This window comes from Brachybacterium epidermidis, assembly GCF_015209585.1.
Lineage (GTDB): Bacteria > Actinomycetota > Actinomycetes > Actinomycetales > Dermabacteraceae > Brachybacterium > Brachybacterium epidermidis.
Genome location: NZ_JADEYR010000006.1, coordinates 65,517 through 81,487 on the forward strand (window position 1 = coordinate 65,517; position 15,971 = coordinate 81,487).

General features: G+C 70.6%; 16 protein-coding genes. 8 read left to right on the forward strand and 8 right to left on the reverse strand.

Annotated elements, in window-relative coordinates; genetic code table 11:
* Window positions 1–49 precede the first annotated feature (49 nt).
* Window positions 50–844: a cysteate racemase gene (locus IOE58_RS07545; RefSeq protein ID WP_348981921.1), complete on the reverse strand. Its 795-nt coding sequence runs from the start codon at window positions 842–844 to the stop codon at window positions 50–52.
* Window positions 841–2,124, reverse strand: a complete 1,284-nt coding sequence (locus tag IOE58_RS07550) for a carboxylate--amine ligase (protein ID WP_193865798.1) — start codon at window positions 2,122–2,124, stop codon at window positions 841–843. The genes IOE58_RS07545 and IOE58_RS07550 overlap by 4 nt, the downstream gene beginning before the upstream one ends.
* 99 nt (window positions 2,125–2,223) lie before the next feature.
* Between IOE58_RS07550 and IOE58_RS07555 the strand changes: the two genes are divergently transcribed.
* Window positions 2,224–2,706 carry a YbhB/YbcL family Raf kinase inhibitor-like protein gene (locus IOE58_RS07555; RefSeq protein WP_193865799.1) on the forward strand — a complete coding sequence of 161 codons (483 nt, stop codon included), beginning with the start codon at window positions 2,224–2,226 and terminating at the stop codon, window positions 2,704–2,706.
* A gap of 193 nt (window positions 2,707–2,899) precedes the next feature.
* Window positions 2,900–4,153 (forward strand): glycosyltransferase family 4 protein, encoded by a 1,254-nt coding sequence (locus IOE58_RS07560; protein WP_348981922.1) that lies wholly within the window; start codon window positions 2,900–2,902, stop codon window positions 4,151–4,153.
* A gap of 17 nt (window positions 4,154–4,170) precedes the next feature.
* On the opposite strand, the gene IOE58_RS07565 is transcribed toward IOE58_RS07560, so the two are convergent.
* Window positions 4,171–5,391, reverse strand: coding sequence for an IS110 family RNA-guided transposase (locus tag IOE58_RS07565; RefSeq protein ID WP_193865801.1), 1,221 nt, complete (start codon window positions 5,389–5,391; stop codon window positions 4,171–4,173).
* Window positions 5,392–5,624: 233 nt separating this feature from the next.
* On the opposite strand from IOE58_RS07565, the gene IOE58_RS14780 reads away from it, so the two are divergent.
* Window positions 5,625–6,287 carry a VTT domain-containing protein gene (locus IOE58_RS14780; protein WP_193865802.1) on the forward strand — a complete coding sequence of 221 codons (663 nt, stop codon included), beginning with the start codon at window positions 5,625–5,627 and terminating at the stop codon, window positions 6,285–6,287.
* Between the two features lie 65 nt (window positions 6,288–6,352).
* The gene (locus IOE58_RS07575) at window positions 6,353–7,372 is read left to right on the forward strand and encodes a glycosyltransferase family 4 protein (protein ID WP_228019267.1); all 1,020 of its coding nucleotides are present in this window, start codon (window positions 6,353–6,355) and stop codon (window positions 7,370–7,372) included.
* Window positions 7,373–7,384: 12 nt separating this feature from the next.
* Here IOE58_RS07575 and IOE58_RS07580 read toward each other — a convergent pair whose 3' ends face one another.
* The 5 genes from IOE58_RS07580 to IOE58_RS07600 all read right to left on the reverse strand — a co-directional run bounded on the left by IOE58_RS07580 (window position 7,385) and on the right by IOE58_RS07600 (window position 12,033).
* A complete protein-coding gene (locus IOE58_RS07580) occupies window positions 7,385–7,822 on the reverse strand; it encodes a heat shock protein transcriptional repressor HspR (protein ID WP_193865804.1) in 438 nt (145 codons plus the stop codon).
* A gap of 79 nt (window positions 7,823–7,901) precedes the next feature.
* Entirely contained in the window at window positions 7,902–8,942 is a 1,041-nt protein-coding gene (locus IOE58_RS07585; RefSeq protein ID WP_193865805.1) for a DnaJ C-terminal domain-containing protein, read from the reverse strand.
* Window positions 8,943–9,073: 131 nt separating this feature from the next.
* Window positions 9,074–9,802, reverse strand: coding sequence for a nucleotide exchange factor GrpE (locus IOE58_RS07590; protein ID WP_193865806.1), 729 nt, complete (start codon window positions 9,800–9,802; stop codon window positions 9,074–9,076).
* Window positions 9,802–11,679 carry a molecular chaperone DnaK gene (dnaK, locus tag IOE58_RS07595; RefSeq protein ID WP_193865807.1) on the reverse strand — a complete coding sequence of 626 codons (1,878 nt, stop codon included), beginning with the start codon at window positions 11,677–11,679 and terminating at the stop codon, window positions 9,802–9,804. Before dnaK ends, IOE58_RS07590 begins: the two co-directional genes overlap by 1 nt.
* A gap of 147 nt (window positions 11,680–11,826) precedes the next feature.
* Window positions 11,827–12,033: a hypothetical protein gene (locus IOE58_RS07600; RefSeq protein ID WP_193865808.1), complete on the reverse strand. Its 207-nt coding sequence runs from the start codon at window positions 12,031–12,033 to the stop codon at window positions 11,827–11,829.
* A gap of 121 nt (window positions 12,034–12,154) precedes the next feature.
* Here IOE58_RS07600 and IOE58_RS07605 point away from each other — a divergent pair, with 121 nt between their 5' ends.
* From IOE58_RS07605 to IOE58_RS07620, 4 genes are all read left to right on the forward strand, one after another.
* Window positions 12,155–13,144 (forward strand): hypothetical protein, encoded by a 990-nt coding sequence (locus tag IOE58_RS07605; RefSeq protein WP_193865809.1) that lies wholly within the window; start codon window positions 12,155–12,157, stop codon window positions 13,142–13,144.
* 19 nt (window positions 13,145–13,163) lie between these two features.
* Complete coding sequence (locus tag IOE58_RS07610; protein WP_193865810.1) at window positions 13,164–13,841, forward strand: hypothetical protein; 678 nt, start codon at window positions 13,164–13,166, stop codon at window positions 13,839–13,841.
* Between the two features lie 77 nt (window positions 13,842–13,918).
* Complete coding sequence (locus tag IOE58_RS07615; RefSeq protein ID WP_193865811.1) at window positions 13,919–14,680, forward strand: hypothetical protein; 762 nt, start codon at window positions 13,919–13,921, stop codon at window positions 14,678–14,680.
* A gap of 242 nt (window positions 14,681–14,922) precedes the next feature.
* A complete protein-coding gene (locus tag IOE58_RS07620; RefSeq protein WP_193865812.1) occupies window positions 14,923–15,765 on the forward strand; it encodes a spermidine synthase in 843 nt (280 codons plus the stop codon).
* Window positions 15,766–15,971 lie beyond the last annotated feature (206 nt).

Consider the following 15,971-nt stretch of genomic DNA (forward strand, 5'->3'; position numbering starts at 1 on the left):
CGCGGCCGGACCGGTGTCCAGCCGGAGCGGGGTGTCAGCGGGGCCCAGGTCAGCCGAAGCCGGGCGAGAGACGCTTGCCCGAGGCCAGGATGGTCTGCTCGGCCAGGACCGTGAGGGAGTCCACCAGGCGCTCATCGCCCCGGTACCCGTGCTGGTCGTAGATCACTGACAGCTCCGTGCAGCCCAGCACCACCGTGCCGGCACCGGCCTCCAGGGCCGTGTCCACGCACTCCTCGAAGAGCGTGGTGTCCACCGGGCGGTTGGCCTTGACCTGGTCGTAGATGAGCGTGTTGATGCGGTCCTGCAGGGAACGCTCCGGGATCAGCGGCCGAGCCCCCTCCGCCGCGAGCGCATGCTCGAACACCTCGGCGCGCACATTGCCCTCGGTGGCGAACACCGCGACCGGCCTGCCGCTGTGGGCGACCCGCTGCGCGGCCGCCCTGGCGGTGGCCTCGACGATGCTCACGAAGGGGATGGCGGTCGCCTCGCGCACTCCCTGCACGAAGTGATGGGCGGTGTTGCACGGCAGCACCAGCAGTTGGGCGCCGATTCGCTCGAGCATCGCAGCATCGCGCGCGAGGACGGGACCGGGATCGGCCGCCTCGGCATCGAGGATCCGGGCGGTGCGGTCCGGGGTGCTGGAGTGCTGGGAGACCACCAGGTCCAGGTGGTCCTGGTCGGTGCGGGCGTCGGTGGCGCGCACCAGCAGGTCCAGGAACACAGCGGTCGCGGCGGGGCCCAGCCCGCCGAGCACCCCCACCACGGGCTGCGACCAGCTGCTGGCGTCCAGCCGGCCGCCGGTCTCCTCGAGGCGCCCCGTGGCGGGCCTCCCCGCATCGGTCACGACGCCGTCTCCGGACGGTAGTACCTGCGGAACTTCCGCACATAGTTCGCCATGGCGGCGAGGGTGTACCACAGGCGCACCGGGTCCTTCTCCACGCCCCGGTACAGCAGCGGGTTGCGGACCCGGCGGGACTTCAGCACCCGGCGCAGCTGTGCCCTGGCCTCCGGCAGGGTGGTGTACTTCTTGACCAGCGCCACCGGCACCACGGTGTAGAGGGTCTCCTCCTGGTGCTGGACGATCTGCGGATCCTCGCCCTCCGCGACCTCGGGCAGGCCCGTCCCGAGATGCTCGTCCACGTACCACCGCACGGGGTTGTGCCCCCCGGCGGTGACGTAGTAGTTGGAGCGGCCCAGGCGCGGGTTCAGCTCGAAGAACTTCGTGCGGCCGTCGCGCGGATCGTGCTTGAGGTCGAAGTTGGCGTAGCCCACCCATCCCAGTGCGGCGCACAGCTGCTGGGCCTGGGCCACCATCTCCTCGTCCACACCGGTGATGATCGCCGCCGGGTTCCCGATCGCGCCCGGGGTGTGCTCCTCCAGCAGGGTGCGGCCCCAGGAGGCGAACCGCACCCGGGACTGCGCATCGCAGTAGCAGGTGAGGATCCGCATGTTCTGGTCGTCACCCGGGATGCGGTCTTGGACGATGATGCTCTCGCGGTAGCCGGCCGCGCGGATGGTGCGCAGGAGGTCGAGCAGCTCCTCGTGGCTGCCCACGGTGTGGACCTTCTGCTTGCCCGGGAAATCTGCCCGCTTCCACTCCGAGACCTCGGCGGGCTTGGCGATTACCGGGTAGGTGAAGGGCACCTCGAGATCGTCGGCGACCTCCTGCGCGAGGTCCACGATCCGGGTGCTGGGGTGGTCCACGCCGAGGCGCTCGCACAGCTCGGTGAAGTTCTGCTTCTCGGTCCCCGCCCGGAAGGTCTCCAAGTCCACGTACGGGGCCACCCAGCGCTCGTCCAGGGCGTCCGTCTCGTCGCGCACCCGGATGATGGCCTTGACCGTGGCGTCGGCCGATCCCAGCAGCAGCAGTCGTCCCTCGGGGTGCGCGGCGGCGACGTCCTGCAGCACGGGGGCGAGCTGGGCGGCGTCGAACGGGTCCGCGCAGCGCACGTTCTCGATGATCGCCGAGCGCGAGATGTGCCAGCCCTGCAGTCGGGAGATCACCACTGAGCGGATGCCGTAGGCCTCGTGGAAGGCGCGCGCCAGGGAGTAGGCGCCGATGTCGCCGCCCACCACGACGGGGATGAACGCGGGCAGGGAGTCCTGGGGGTGCGGGGCAGACATGAGCGTCAGTGTATAGAGGCAACCACTGCCCGCTGCGGCGCCCCGGGGGCCGCGTTGATGTGTCTCGACACCCCCGGCGGTCCTGCCTACGCTGGGGGTATGACCGAGAACACGTTCACCTTGACCTCCTCCGCCCTTCCCGACGGCTCCGTCGTCTCCGGTGTGCACCTCGCTCCCGAGCAGGACGGCTCCTCCGTCTCCCCGGATCTCTCCTGGTCCGGTGCCCCGGAGGGCACGAAGAGCTTCGCGGTGACCTGCTACGACCCGGACGCTCCCACCGGTTCCGGCTTCTGGCACTGGGTGGCCTGGGACCTGCCGGCCACCACCACGTCCATTCCCGCCGGGGTGGGGCGCCAGGACGACTCCCTCAAGCAGGCCACCAATGACTTCGGCCGCGCGGGCTACGACGGCCCCAACCCCCCGGCGGGCCCCGCGCACCGCTACGTCTTCACCGTGCATGCGCTGCCAGTGGAGTCCCTGGGGGCCGATCCTGCTGATCCGCACGTGGGCATCCGCTTCGCGATCTTCACCCAGCAGCTGGGCTCCGCCTCCCTCACCGCGACTTATCAGGTATCCGACTGAGGTACAAGGGGGGAACTCTCCGTGACACGGCGGGCGTGCCCCGTCGTGGTGCTCGCCGCGGGACCGTAGTCTCGGTGACATGAAGGTGAGGGGCACGCACCGTGGAAGGTCGGTACCGGGATCAGACCCCGGTCTGACCCGGTTCGGCCTTCCGTCGGAGGCGCCTGCGCGCACCGGGTGGGATGCTCGAGGGGTGAACAAGCTGAGGCTCCGCCCCCTGGAGCGGAACGTCCCCCACCCGGAGCGGCCGTTGCGCGTGCTGCTGACCACCGACTGGTGGGAGCCCGTGGTCAACGGTGTGGTGGCCTCGGTCAGCACCCTGCGGCGCGAGCTCGAGGCCCTGGGCTGCGAGGTGCGGGTCCTCACCCTCTCCGACGGGATGCGCACGTGGAGTGAGGGCGGTGTGTACCACATCGGCTCTCTCTCCGCCCAGCTGGTGTACGACCATGCTCGCATCGGCATGCCGGCGAACCGTCACGTGCTGGGCGAGATCATGGCGTGGCGGCCGGACGTGGTGCACTCACAGTGCGAGTTCTCCACCCACGTGTGGGCCCGCCGCATCGCCCGCACCCTGGGGGTGCCGCTGGTGCACACGTACCACACCATCTACGAGGACTACACGCACTACTACTCCCCCAGTCGCACCGTGGGCCGCAGGGTGGTGGCCTCGTTCTCGCGCCGCCTGCTGGAGCGCACGGATGCGGTGATCGTGCCGACCGCGAAGGTGTCGCGCCTGTTGCGCTCGTACCGGGTGCGCCGGCCCATCCACGTGGTGCCCACGGGCCTGGACCTGCAGCGGTTCCGGCCCGCGACCACAGCCGCCGAGAGGGAGGACGCCGCTGCCCTGAGGGCCGCGATCGGGGTGCGCCCGGACCAGCGCGTGCTGCTGTCCGTGTGTCGCCTGGCCAAGGAGAAGAACCTCGACGAAGTGCTGGACCACGTGGCGGCCTCCGGCCGCGAGGACACCGTGCTGGTGCTGGTGGGCGGCGGCCCCTACCGCGCGGAGCTGGTGCACCGGGCCCGCACGTTGGGCATCACCGACCGTGTGCTGTTCGTCGGGGTGGTGGATCCCTCCGAGGTGCAGCGCTGGTACCGGATCGGGGACGTGTTCGTCAGTGCCTCCCTCAGCGAGACCCAGGGGCTCACGTTCATCGAGGCGCTGGCCTGCGGTCTGCCGCTGCTGTGCCGTCGCGACCCGTCCCTGGACCCGGTGGTGATCGACGGGGTCACCGGTTGGCAGGTGGTGGGCGAGCAGGAGTTCTGCGAGCGCCTGGACCAGCTGTTGGGGGACCGCATATCCCGCGAGGCGATGTCCGGTGCGGCGGTGGAGCATGCCCGCGCCACCTGCGGGGCCCGCGAGTTCGGCCGGGCGGTGCTGGAGGTGTACCAGCAGGTGCGCAGCCGCCGGACGCCGCGGATCCTGACCCGTCAACCGGTGCCGGCATGAGTTCCCTGAGTCAACCTCTAGGCCGCGAGAGCGGTGATGTGGTCCGTTTTCTCGGTTCTGCGCCGTTCGTGGGCGGCAGGGTCGTAGCAGGTTCCGTCGCGCCAGCAGGCGTAGATGATCCGCAGCCAGGAACGGGCGAGGATCCGCACGGCGTGGGGGTGTCGTTTGCCTTGTTCGCGGGCGGTGTCGTAGATGTTCCTCGCCCAGGGCGAGGCGTGGCGGGAGTTATCGGCCCAGCGGACGAGGGCTTGGCGAGCTCGCCGGTTGGTGGCGTAGCGGAACACGACCGCGCGAGACTTGCCCGAGGCGCGCGTGACGGGCACGACGCCGGCCTCGGCGGCGAGCTGGTCCGCGCTGGCGGTGTGCTCCAGCAGGGGGCCGATCTCACCGATGAGCTGGGCGAGGTTGACGGTCCCGACTCGGGGCAAGTCCTTGATCAGCGCTGCCCAGGGATGGGCGGCCAGGGCCGTGTCGATCTGGGCCTCGAGCTCGTCGATCGCGGTCTTCAGGGCGCGGATGACCGCGACCTGAGCACGGACCAGCGCGGTGATCGTCTCCTCGCCGAGCCTGGAGGCAGGTGCGGGAGCGTCGCGGAGCTTGGCCACCAAAACTGTCGGGTCGTTGCGTCCGGAGTAGTGCTGGCGGGCCAGCCAGTCCCGCATTCTCGCCGGTGCCAGTCGTCTGGCCGTCGCAGGGGCGGGGAAGCGGTCGCAGAACGCCAGGGCGATATCGGAGTCCAGGCGGGCGAAGACCATCCCGGCGCCGGGCCAGTGCTCGGCCAGCAGCGCGGCGAGCTGGTTGGTCGCCGTCACGCGGGCGGTGACCTGGTCCTCACGGGCACGAACGAGTGCCTGCAGCTCAAGAGTGACCTGCTCGGTGGGGCGCAGGGTCCGCAGGCGACGACCGTCGGTGCGGAGGTAGTCGGCGAGCTTGAACGCGTCGCCGGGATCGTCCTTCGCGCGGGCCGCGCCCCAGCGGGGACGAACGGCGTTGAACGCATTGGGGTGGACGGCCACGACTGGATGCCCGGCCGCCAGAATCCGGTCCACGACCAGCCCGCGCGTGGTCTCGATCGCTACCGGCAGCTCAGCTGGCGCGCCGTGGCCCGCGAGGCGAGCGAACGTGGCGCGCAGCCCGTCCTCGCTATGGGGGCAGAGCCAACGGTCGACCGTCTGGCCCTGGCCGTCGATGACAGCGACCGCGTGGGTGGTGTTGCCCCAGTCCCATCCGACAAACATGCATGCACTCCAGGTCTCTCGAAGGAGCACCACTTGGTAGAGGACACCTGCCGGAAGCTCACTGCTCGGCCCTCGAAGGGGCATGTTCCTGATGCCGTTCAGATGGCCTCGGCCCGGCAGGGCTGGCAGAACTCATGCTGGCCGTCGAACGGCACGCACCATAGGCCATGCACCCACCGGGACCGAGTGGTCACGACCCTACCGAACAAGGCCGCACTAAGGATGGTCCCCCAGTGAGCACCGCTGACGCGCTCGTGAAGCAGCCCCCGCGCCCCGCGGTCCGTGCTGATCGCCCGGCGGTCGACGCCCCTCGCTGCGATCCCCTGCGGATCGCAGCTCGCTTTTCGCCCCTGCTGGGGCTGGTGGTCAGCATCGGCCTGGTGTGGTGGGGCTGGCAGGCCGGAGTGCTGCGCTCCCTGGAGAACCTGCTGGCCTTCATCGACGGCCTCGGCGCCTGGGGACCGATCGCGTTCCTGATGGTCTCGATCGCCTCGGTGATCTTCCCGGTGATCCCCGGGGGGCTGCTGGTGGTGGCCGGGCCCGTGCTGTTCGGACCGCTGGAGGGCACCCTGTACAACTACCTCGCGGTGTGCTCCGGCTCCTTCGTGAACTTCGCGATCGGTCGACAGGTGGGCCTGGGACTGATCGAGCGCATGTTCTCCCCGAGGGCGGTGGAGAAGGCGCTGGGCTGGACACGCAGCCCCCATTTCACGCGGGTGTTCGCCACCGCGATCGCCCTGCCCGTGGCCCCGGACGATCTGCTGTGCTATCTCACGGGTACCACCCGGATGCGGTGGCGCACCTACCTGCTGATCATCCTGACCTGCAAGCCGTGGTCGCTGATCGCCTATGGCCTGGGCGTCTCCGCGCTGCTGGTGAAGTTCGTGCCATGGTGACGGGCCGGCCTCACGCACGCCCGAACGCCCGCCCGGTCCGCCCTGCCCGCCCGCTGCGGGTGCTGATGCCGACGGGTATGGCCCGCATCGCCAAGCAGTCCGGCATCGGGGCGGCCATCCGCCACCAGGAGCAGGCGGTGCGCTCCCTGGGCCACGAGGTGGTCCGCTCCCCGCTGCGCCCCTTCGACGTGATCCATCTGAACACCCCGTTCCCGGACACGCTGCTGCTGTCGTGGTGGGCGCGGTTGCGGCGCCGTCCGGTGCTGATGTGGGCGCACTCCACGGAGGAGGACTTCCGGGACTCCTTCACCGGCGCCAATCGGATCGCGCCGCTGTTCCGCCGGTGGATCGCGCTGCTGTACCGGCGGGGCGACGCCGTGATCACCCCCACCCCGTACTCGCGCAGCCTGGTCTCCCAGCCGAAGTACGGGATCCGCACCCGCATCCACGTGCTCTCCAACGGGGTGGACACCTCGTTCTTCCGCCCGGACGCCTCGGCGCGCGGCCGTCTGCGGGACTCCCTGGGCCTGCCTGGGGAGTCGCGCGTGGTGATGAGCGTGGGCATCCAGATGGTGCGCAAGGGAATCCTGGACTGGGTCCAGGTGGCGCGCTCCATGCCAGAGGCGCACTTCGTCTGGTACGGCCACACCGATCCGCGACTGATCACCAAGGACGTCGAAGCCGCGATCGCCTCGGCCCCCGTCAACTGCCTGTTCCCCGGGTACGTGGGGGCTGAGGTCCTGCGCGATGCGTACGCGGGAGCCGACGCCTTCTGCTTCCTCACCAAAGAGGAGACCGAGGGGATCGTGCTGCTGGAGGCCCTGGCGTGCGGGGCCCCGGTGCTGCTGAGGGACATCCCGATCTACCGCGACTGGCTGCCCGACGGGGAGGTCACCCACATGGTGCCCGGGAACGACCCCAGTTTCCCCACCACGGTGAAGGAGCGCCTGGGGGCCCTGCTGGACGGCGAGCTGCCGGACCTGACCGCAGCCGGTCGGGCCGCCGCGCAGGAGGTGGACCTGGGCCGGGTCGCGGAGCGCCTGGCGGGGATCTACGAGGCCGAGGGAGTCATCCGTCGGTCCTGAGAGGATCGCCGGTCAGCGCCGGCGGTCGGGCCGCCACAGCACCAGCGCACCGCCGGGCGGGCGATCGGGTCTCTCCCCGCGGCGCAGGGAGGTCACGCGGCCGGAGCGGTCGGCGGAGAACACGCGGCCGCCGGAGCGGGCGGCCATCTCCTCGATGGCCTCGTGGACCGCGCCGAGCTGCTCGCGCAGGGAGGCCACCTCGTCCTGGAGCTGCAGGATCCGCTTGATGCCGGCCAGGTTGATGCCCTCCTCCTGGGAGAGCCGCTGCACCTCGCGCAGCTGGGCGATGTCACGGGCGCTGTAGCGGCGTCCCCGGCCGGCGGTGCGGCGGGGGGAGACCAGGCCGATGCGGTCGTACTGGCGCAGGGTCTGGGGATGCATCCCGGAGAGCTCCGCGGCCACCGAGATCACGAACACGGGGGCGCGCTCGTCGATGCGGTGGGGGCTCATCGGGGATCACTCCTTCCTGCGGTTCGTTCTCTCAGCGTGCGGATCGCTCCGGGCGTGGATCGCTCCGTGCGTGGATCGCTCAGCGGGCGGCGGCCTCGGCGAGGCCGGCACGGGGATCCTCGTCGGCGAGCGCGTCGCGCAGGTCCTCGACGGCCTTGCGCGCCGCGCCCTCCACGTGGGTGGGCACTGCGACTTGCACGGTGACCAGCAGGTCACCGATGCGCTTCTTCGTGACCAGGCCCTTGCCGCGCACGCGCAGGGTGCGGCCGGCCGGGGTGCCGGCGGGCACCTTCAGACCCACGGTGCCGCCGTCCAGCAGCGGCACGGTCAGGGTGGTGCCCAGCACTGCCTCGTCGAAGGACACGGGCACGGTGATCCGCAGATCGGCGCCATCGGCGCTCCACACCGGGTGCTCGTCCACCTCCAGGGTGAGCATCAGGTCACCGGCGGGGCCGCCGCCGTGGCCGGGCCGGCCCTTGCCGCGCAGGCGGATCCGCTGGCCGTCGTGCACCCCGGCGGGGATGCGGGCGGTGACGGTGCGGCCGTCGACGCTCAGGCGCACCTCGGTGCCCAGCGCCGCCTGGCGGAAGCTGATGCGGGTGCGGGCATCGATGTCCTGGCCGGCGCTGGGCCGAGGGCCATGCCCGCCGCCGAAGCCGAAGCCACCGCCGGGTGCGCCGCCCTGCTGGCCGAACATGCGCAGCAGGTCGTCGAGGTCGGGCTCGGGCCCGCCGCCGGCGGGGTTGAAACCGCCGGGGCCGCCGCCTCGGGCTCCACTGAAGCCGCCCTGACCACCGCCGAACATAGCGGAGAAGATGTCGTCGAAGCCTGCACCGCCGGCGCCGCCCGGGCCACCGGGGCCCGCAGCGAAGCGGGCGCCGCCGGAACCCATGGCGCGGATCGCGTCGTACTTCTGGCGCTCCTCGGCATCGTTGAGCACCGAGTAGGCCTCACCGACCTGCTTGAACTGCTCCTCGGCCTGCTTGTCGCCGGGGTTGCGGTCGGGGTGGAGCTTCTTGGCCTTCTTGCGGTAGGCCTTCTTGATGTCCTCCGCGCTCGCGTCCTTAGAGACGCCGAGGACCTGGTAGAAGTCCTTGTCGAGCCAGTCCTGTCCGGACATGTGGAGCGCCTCCTTCCGGGAGCGTCAGGGAAATTGAGATCTGTGGGGTGGTGCGGGCCCGTTGGCTCGTCGTGGCCGACGGGCCCGCACCAAGGCACTGCTGGAACTTCCGGTCCTACGGGGTCTGCGGATCAGGCGGGTCCGCGGGTCCCCACGCGGGCCGGCCGCAGCACGCGCTCGTGCATGCGGTAGCCGGGCTGCACCACCAGGGAGATCGTGGCCTCGTCGGCCTCGTCGTCCTGCTCGTGCATGAGTGCCTCGTGCAGGGTGGGGTCGAAGGTCTCCCCCACCGCCCCGAAGCGGTGCAGACCGTGGCCGGCCAGCACCTCCTCGAGCTTCTGGGTGATCGAGTGGAACGGGGTGCCCTCGGCGATGTCGCCGTGCTGGCGCCCCAGCTCCACGTCGTCCAGCACGCCGATCAGCGAGGCCAGGACGCGGCCCACGGCCGCCTCCTTGCCGGTCTCGGCTGCGGCCTCGATGCGCCGACGGGAGTTGACGTACTCGGCCTGGTCCCGCTTGAGCTGCTCGCCCAGGCGGTTGACCTCCTGCTCGAGCTCGCTGATGCGGGCCTGCTCCGGGGACGCGCCGGCGGGCTGCTCGCCCTGCTCCTGCTCGCCCTGGCCGGCCTGCTCGTAGAGCTTCGCGGCCTCCGCGTCGATCGGGTCGACGGGGGCTGCCGAGGCATCCGCCGGGCTCTCGCCCTTCGGGGCCTGCTCGGCCGAGCCGTCCTTCGCGGGGGCGGGGCCCGACGGGCGGACGCTGCCGTCCGTCGGGTCCACCTTGCGCTTGTCGGTGAACGAGAACCTCGGCTCGCCCTCAGGGCGCTGTGCGTCGTCGGGAGTGCTCCGGTCCTCGTTCATCACTTGTTCTCCTCGTCCTCGTCCACGATCTCGGCGTCGACCACGTCCTCGTCGGAGGAGGCGTCACCGGCGGGCTGCTCGCCCGGGGTGCCGTCGGCGCCGGGGGCACCCTGGGCGCCCTCCTGCTGCGAGTAGATGGCGGTGCCCACGGCCTGCAGGGCCTCGTTCAGCGCGTCCTGCTTGGCCTCGAGGTCCTCGGTGGAGGCGTCCTCCTTGGCCAGGGTGTCCTTGGCCTCCTTGATGGAGTCCTCGGCCTTGGTGCGGTCGGCGTCGGAGATCTTCTCGCCGTTGTCCTTGATCAGCTTCTCGCCCTGGTAGACGAGCTGCTCGAGGGTGTTGCGGGCGTCGGCGTTCTTGCGACGCTCGGCGTCCTCGGCGGCGTGGGCCTCGGCGTCCTTCACCATGCGGTCGATGTCCTCGTCGGACAGGGCCGAGCCGCCGGTGATCTGGATGGACTGCTCGTTGCCGGTGCCGCGGTCCTTCGCGGTCACGTGCACGATGCCGTTGGAGTCGATGTCGAAGGTGACCTCGATCTGGGGCATGCCGCGGGGGGCCGGGGCGATGCCGGTCAGCTCGAAGGTGCCGAGCAGCTTGTTGTCGCGGGTGAACTGGCGCTCGCCTTGGAACACCTGGATGGCGACGGAGGGCTGGTTGTCCTCGGCGGTGGAGAACACCTCGGAGGTCTTGGTGGGGATGGCCGCGTTGCGCTCGATGAGCTTGGTCATCACACCGCCCTTGGTCTCGATGCCCAGGGACAGCGGGGTGACGTCCATGAGCAGGACGTCCTTGCGCTCGCCCTTGATCACCGCGGCCTGCAGGGCAGCGCCCACGGCCACGACCTCGTCGGGGTTGACGCCCTTGTTGGGCTCCTTGCCGCCGGTGAGCTCCTTGACGACCTCGGTGACGGCCGGCATGCGGGTGGAGCCGCCCACCATCACCACGTGGTCGATCTCAGACAGGGAGATCCCGGCGTCCTTGATCACCTGGTGGAACGGGGCCTTGGTGCGCTCGAGCAGATCCGAGGTCATGTCCTCGAACTGGGCGCGGGTGAGCTTCTCGTCCAGGTGCAGCGGGCCGTTCTCGGTCATCGACAGGTACTGCAGCGAGATCGAGGCGGAGGTGGAGGAGCTGAGCTCCTTCTTGGCCTGCTCGGCGGCCTCCTTGAGGCGCTGCAGGGCGATGCGGTCCTTGGAGAGGTCCACGCCGTCCTTGTTCTTGACCTGGGAGATCAGCCAGTCCACGATCTTCTGGTCCCAGTCGTCGCCACCCAGGCGGTTGTCGCCCGCGGTGGCCTGGACCTGAATGGTGGAGCCGTCCTCGTCCTTGCTCACCTCGAGCAGCGAGACGTCGAAGGTGCCGCCGCCGAGGTCGAACACCAGGATCTGCTCATCGTCCTTGCCCTTCTCCAGGCCGTAGGCGAGGGCCGCGGCGGTGGGCTCGTTGATGATGCGCAGCACGTTGAGGCCGGCGATCGTGCCGGCGTCCTTGGTGGCCTGGCGCTCGGAGTCGCTGAAGTAGGCGGGGACCGTGATCACGGCGTCGGTGACGGTCTCGCCGAGGTAGCTCTCGGCGTCCTTCTTCAGCTTGCCCAGGATGCGGGCGGAGATCTCCTGCGGGGTGTAGGCCTTGTCGTCGATCTGGGCGGTCCAGTCGGTGCCCATGTGACGCTTGACGGAGGAGATGGTGCGGTCGACGTTGGTGACGGCCTGGCGCTTGGCCACCTCACCCACGAGGACCTCGCCCTGCTTGGAGAACGCGACCACCGACGGGGTGGTGCGGGCGCCCTCGGCGTTGGCGATGACGGTGGGCTGGCCGCCCTCGAGGACGGCGACGCAGGAGTTCGTGGTTCCGAGGTCGATACCGACGACACGGGACATGTGTGCCTGCCTTCCTGCGACCTTCTGGTCGCGTGTGGTTCATGCATCCGCCGGGATCGGCGGGGAGACTGAGTGACAGCGACTCAAGTAGAGATCGCGAGCCGCTCCTTGTCAATCTGCGACGCACTGAACTTGAGTACACATGGCTCAACCTCCGTGCAGGGGCACATATTCCCGGGCGCACGACGTGATCACGGACACGTCCTCGTCGCCGATCAGGCCCGTCTCGATCCGGTAGGCGCTGCGCTGCGGCTGGGCCAGCTCCTCGGCGCGGGCCGCGATCTCGCGGTCGGAGAGCCTGCGCCCGCGGTCGGAGAGCCTGCGCCCGCGGGCGGGCTGCTGATCACCGTTCACGGCTCCATCCACCATCACCTCGCACCGGGTCGCGTGCGTTGGGACACGACGGGCCCGACCGCTCGGTGTCCTCCCGGCGCGGCCCCGCACCAGCTCGCCGATCTCATGGATCATGGAAGGCGTGAACCCTTCGATCCGCCGCCCGCAGTCCGCCCGACCCGACTCCCCCGGTCCCGTCCCGCGCCGCACCCTGCCGCGCCGTCGCCTGCTGCAGTCCGCGATCGCTCTGCCCCTGGCCGGTGGCGTGCTCGCCGCGTGCGATGGTGATTCCGAGAGCTCGGCCGGCGACGGCGGCGAGGAGCACAACCCCGACGCCGTCCAGCGCTCCACCGAGACGGCGGGGGTGCTTGCCCCTGACGCCAATGCGGTGACCGCTGCCTCCTTCACCTCCTCCCCCGTGGCCGTGGTCGCAGCGAACGAGGATGCCGCTGTGCTCGCCCCGGCCGCCTCCGCCGCGATCGCCATGGGCGTGCCGCTGCTGGTGGGGGACGCCTCCGCCGTCGCCGAGACCCTGGCCTCCCTCGCCGCCGAGGCAGCCCTGACCTTCGGGGAGATCGAGCTGGACGGCGTGGACGTGGTGCGCGTCAGCAGCGACCCCGACAAGCTCTCGGAGTCGGCTCGTCACGGCTTCACCGAGCGTCGGCCGATCGCGGCCGAGGACCTTCCCGCCGAGCTGCGCGGCCTCGAGCCCGGGGGCGGCGTGCTGCTGACCATCGGCGAGGACCCACTGCCCGGCGAGGAGCTCGACGGCGAGCGGAGGCTGCCCGATGTCGAGCCCGCCGCCGGTGACGCCGCCCCGGTGGCGCTCGCGGCCGCCGGGGCCGAGGTGCCCGTCGGCGCCCTGGCCGCGGCACTGGCGGCCGGTGCGACGGTGACCGAGCTGCCGCACCCTGACCCGCGCGTCTCGGCGGAGTCGGTGGAGGCGGTCACCGCCGCCGGCGGCCCGGTGCTCGCCCTGGGCCCGGAGTTCGGCGAGCAGTTCGCCGAGCGCGTGGAGATGGCGCGCACCCAGCCGCAGGTGCCGGGGGGGCGGCCAGCTGGTGCTGCCCGGCAAGCGGATCATCGCCCTGTACGGGCACCCGGGGTCCCCGGTGCTCGGAGTGCTCGGTGAGCAGGGACCCGAGGAGTCGGTGACGCGCGCCGAGGAGCACGCCGCCCCCTACCGCGAGCTGACCGAGGACGTGGTGGTGCCGTCCTTCGAGATCATCGCCACCATCGCCTCCTCGAGCGCCGGACGTGACGGCCAGTACTCCAACGTCTCCACCATCGACCATCTGCGTCCCTACGTGGATGCCGCCGCGGAGAACGGCATGTTCGCCCTGCTGGACCTGCAGCCGGGCCGCACCCACTTCCTGGAGCAGGCCAAGCTGTACGAGGAGCTGCTGCTGGAGCCCCACGTGGGCCTGGCCCTGGACCCGGAGTGGCGGCTCAAGCCCGATCAGGTGCACCTGAAGCAGATCGGCTCCGTGGAGGCCGCGGAGATCAACGAGGTCTCCGCGTGGCTTGCCGAGCTGACCCGCAGCAACGACCTGCCACAGAAGATCCTGGTGCTGCACCAGTTCCGCCATTCCATGATCCGTAACCGGCAGGATTTGGACACCTCCTTCGACGAACTGGCGATCATCCTGCACGCGGACGGGCAGGGCGATCAGGGGTCGAAGACCGCCACCTGGGAGGCGCTCAAGCAGGATCTGCCGGAGGGAATCCACCTGGCGTGGAAGAACTTCTACGATGAGGACATCCCGATGCTGGATGCCGAGCAGACCTTCCAGGTCGAGCCGACCCCGGTCATGGTCTCCTACCAGTGACCACCTGAGAGGGAGTCATGAGCGGCCCGCGCCCGCACCCGTCACCGGGCACGGCATCTGCCGTATAGGCTCCCGAAGTGCCTCGACTCGACACAGTCCCGCCTCGGCCCGACGATCACGACGACGGCCCGCCCGACTCCAGTCGCTACCAGCGCCTGGACGGCGGTGCGGTGCGCCGCTCCGCCGAGGCGCTGCAGCGTCGGATCGCCTCCCGCTTCCCCGACCGCGGACTGTGGGAGGTGTGCGGGGAGGTGGTGGCGCTGGTGGACGAGGTCAACCCGGGCTCGGGCATCAGCCATCGTCGGGTGCAGCTGGCGAGGCTGCTGTCCCGCATCGCGATGCTCGTGGTGGTGGCGTTCCTGGGTGGTGCGGTGACGCTGGCCGCGATCGACGTGGCCGAGACGCCGGGAGCCCTGGCCCCGGTGGATCTACTGCCACTGATCGAGACCATCATCAACGATCTGGTGTTCGGCGGGATCGCCGTGTTCTTCCTGTTCACGGTGCCCGAACGGATGGAGCGGGCACGGGTTCTGCGGATCCTGCACCGGCTGCGCTCCCTCGCCCACGTGATCGACATGCACCAGCTCACCAAGGTGCCCGAGCGCCTGGAGCGCTCCTCACGCGAGGACGGCGGCCTGGGCATGAGCCGCGCCGAGCTCACCCGCTACCTGGACTTCTGCACCGAGATGCTGTCGCTCGTGGGCAAGAGCGCCGCCCTGTTCGCCGAGGACACCACCGACGGGGACGTGCTCGATGCTGTCGAGGGCATCGAAACCCTCACCTCGGACATGGCCCGCAAGGTGTGGCAGAAGATCGCGATCATCCAGCAGGAGAACTGAGGGGACCGTCGGTCAGGAGCGTCGCACCGAGTGGAGTGGGTCGCTGCCTTCCAGGAGTCACTCGCCGGCGGTGAAGCACCCGGCAGCGCCCTCGCCGATGCGCTCGATAGGCGGCCAGTGCACTCGATCGGCGGCCAGTGCACTCGATCGGGCCGCTCCGACCGGCGCGCTTGATCGGGCCGCTCAGACCGGCGCCTGATCGGGCCGCGCCTGACCGGCGCACTTGATCGGGCCGCGCGACAATGGGGCGCGTGAACGCTCCTGATGCCCCCTTCCCCGCCCGCCGCTCGGCCCGGCTCAGCCATTCCGGCCAGGAGGCCTGGATCGTGGCCGACGAGGTGGACGAGGGCTGGGTGCTGCAGATCGGCGGCATCGACCAGTCCCATGTCGACCTCGCCGATCCCACGCGGGTGGTGCATGAGTACCTCAGGCGCATCGCGAACGTCCTGGATGCGTTCCGGCCCGGCAGGGAGCCGGTCCGAGTCCTGCACCTGGGCGCCGGAGCTCTGACCCTGCCCCGGTACGTACAGGCGACTCGTCCCGGATCGCCGCAGACGGTGGTGGAGATCGAGCGGGAGCTTCCCACGCTGGTCACAGGTGCCCTGCCACTACCGGCGGGCACGCAGCTGGACGTGGTGATCGGCGATGCGCGGGAGTCTCTCGCCGAGATGACACAGGCGCGGTTCGATGCGATCGTGCTGGACGTGTTCTCCGGCGAGGAGTCACCGGCGCACCTGGCCACGCGGGACTTCTACACGGAGGCTCTTCCTCACCTGGAGCGCAACGGACTGCTGGTGGTGAACGTCGGCGACGACGCGGGCCTGCGCTTCGCCGCCGGTCAGGCGCGCGAACTGGAGCACGCCGCGGCCGAGCACGGCCTGTCCGGAGTGTGGATGCTGGCCGACTCGGGACTGGTCACTCACCTGCGGGAGGGGAATCTCGTGCTGGCGGCGGGTGGGGCCATGTCGTCGTCGAAGGCGGAGGACTGGCGCTCCGCATGGAATGCCGCGGGCCCGCACCCCGCAGCGGTGTTGGATCCGATGGAGACCGCCGACTTCGTGGAGCGGGTCTTGGGCGAAGCGTGAGGGCTCTCGCCTGTCGTCGGCTCGGTTCCCCGTCGGCCGGTCGCGCTGTCCACAATTCGCGGGAGGGGTGGCTGCGCGGTGGGGCCGTCGTTACTGTGCCGGGTGACCGCAGTTCTCCCGGAAGGCTCCTCATGCATCGTCGGATCCTGGCCTCAGCAGCCGCAGCAGCCCTCACGTTCGGCCTCGCGGCGTGCGGTGATGACGGT

What these genes read in the sequence shown, in the direction of transcription:
- IOE58_RS07550 (WP_193865798.1), bottom strand. Translation starts at nt 2,124, where the DNA reads ATGTCTGCCCCGCACCCCCAGGACTCCCTGCCCGCGTTCATCCCCGTC.
- IOE58_RS07555 (WP_193865799.1), top strand. Translation starts at nt 2,224, where the DNA reads ATGACCGAGAACACGTTCACCTTGACCTCCTCCGCCCTTCCCGACGGC.
- IOE58_RS07565 (WP_193865801.1), bottom strand. Translation starts at nt 5,391, where the DNA reads ATGTTTGTCGGATGGGACTGGGGCAACACCACCCACGCGGTCGCTGTC.
- IOE58_RS07575 (WP_228019267.1), top strand. Translation starts at nt 6,353, where the DNA reads ATGCCGACGGGTATGGCCCGCATCGCCAAGCAGTCCGGCATCGGGGCG.
- IOE58_RS07580 (WP_193865804.1), bottom strand. Translation starts at nt 7,822, where the DNA reads ATGAGCCCCCACCGCATCGACGAGCGCGCCCCCGTGTTCGTGATCTCG.
- IOE58_RS07585 (WP_193865805.1), bottom strand. Translation starts at nt 8,942, where the DNA reads ATGTCCGGACAGGACTGGCTCGACAAGGACTTCTACCAGGTCCTCGGC.
- IOE58_RS07590 (WP_193865806.1), bottom strand. Translation starts at nt 9,802, where the DNA reads ATGAACGAGGACCGGAGCACTCCCGACGACGCACAGCGCCCTGAGGGC.
- dnaK (WP_193865807.1), bottom strand. Translation starts at nt 11,679, where the DNA reads ATGTCCCGTGTCGTCGGTATCGACCTCGGAACCACGAACTCCTGCGTC.
- IOE58_RS07620 (WP_193865812.1), top strand. Translation starts at nt 14,923, where the DNA reads ATGGGGCGCGTGAACGCTCCTGATGCCCCCTTCCCCGCCCGCCGCTCG.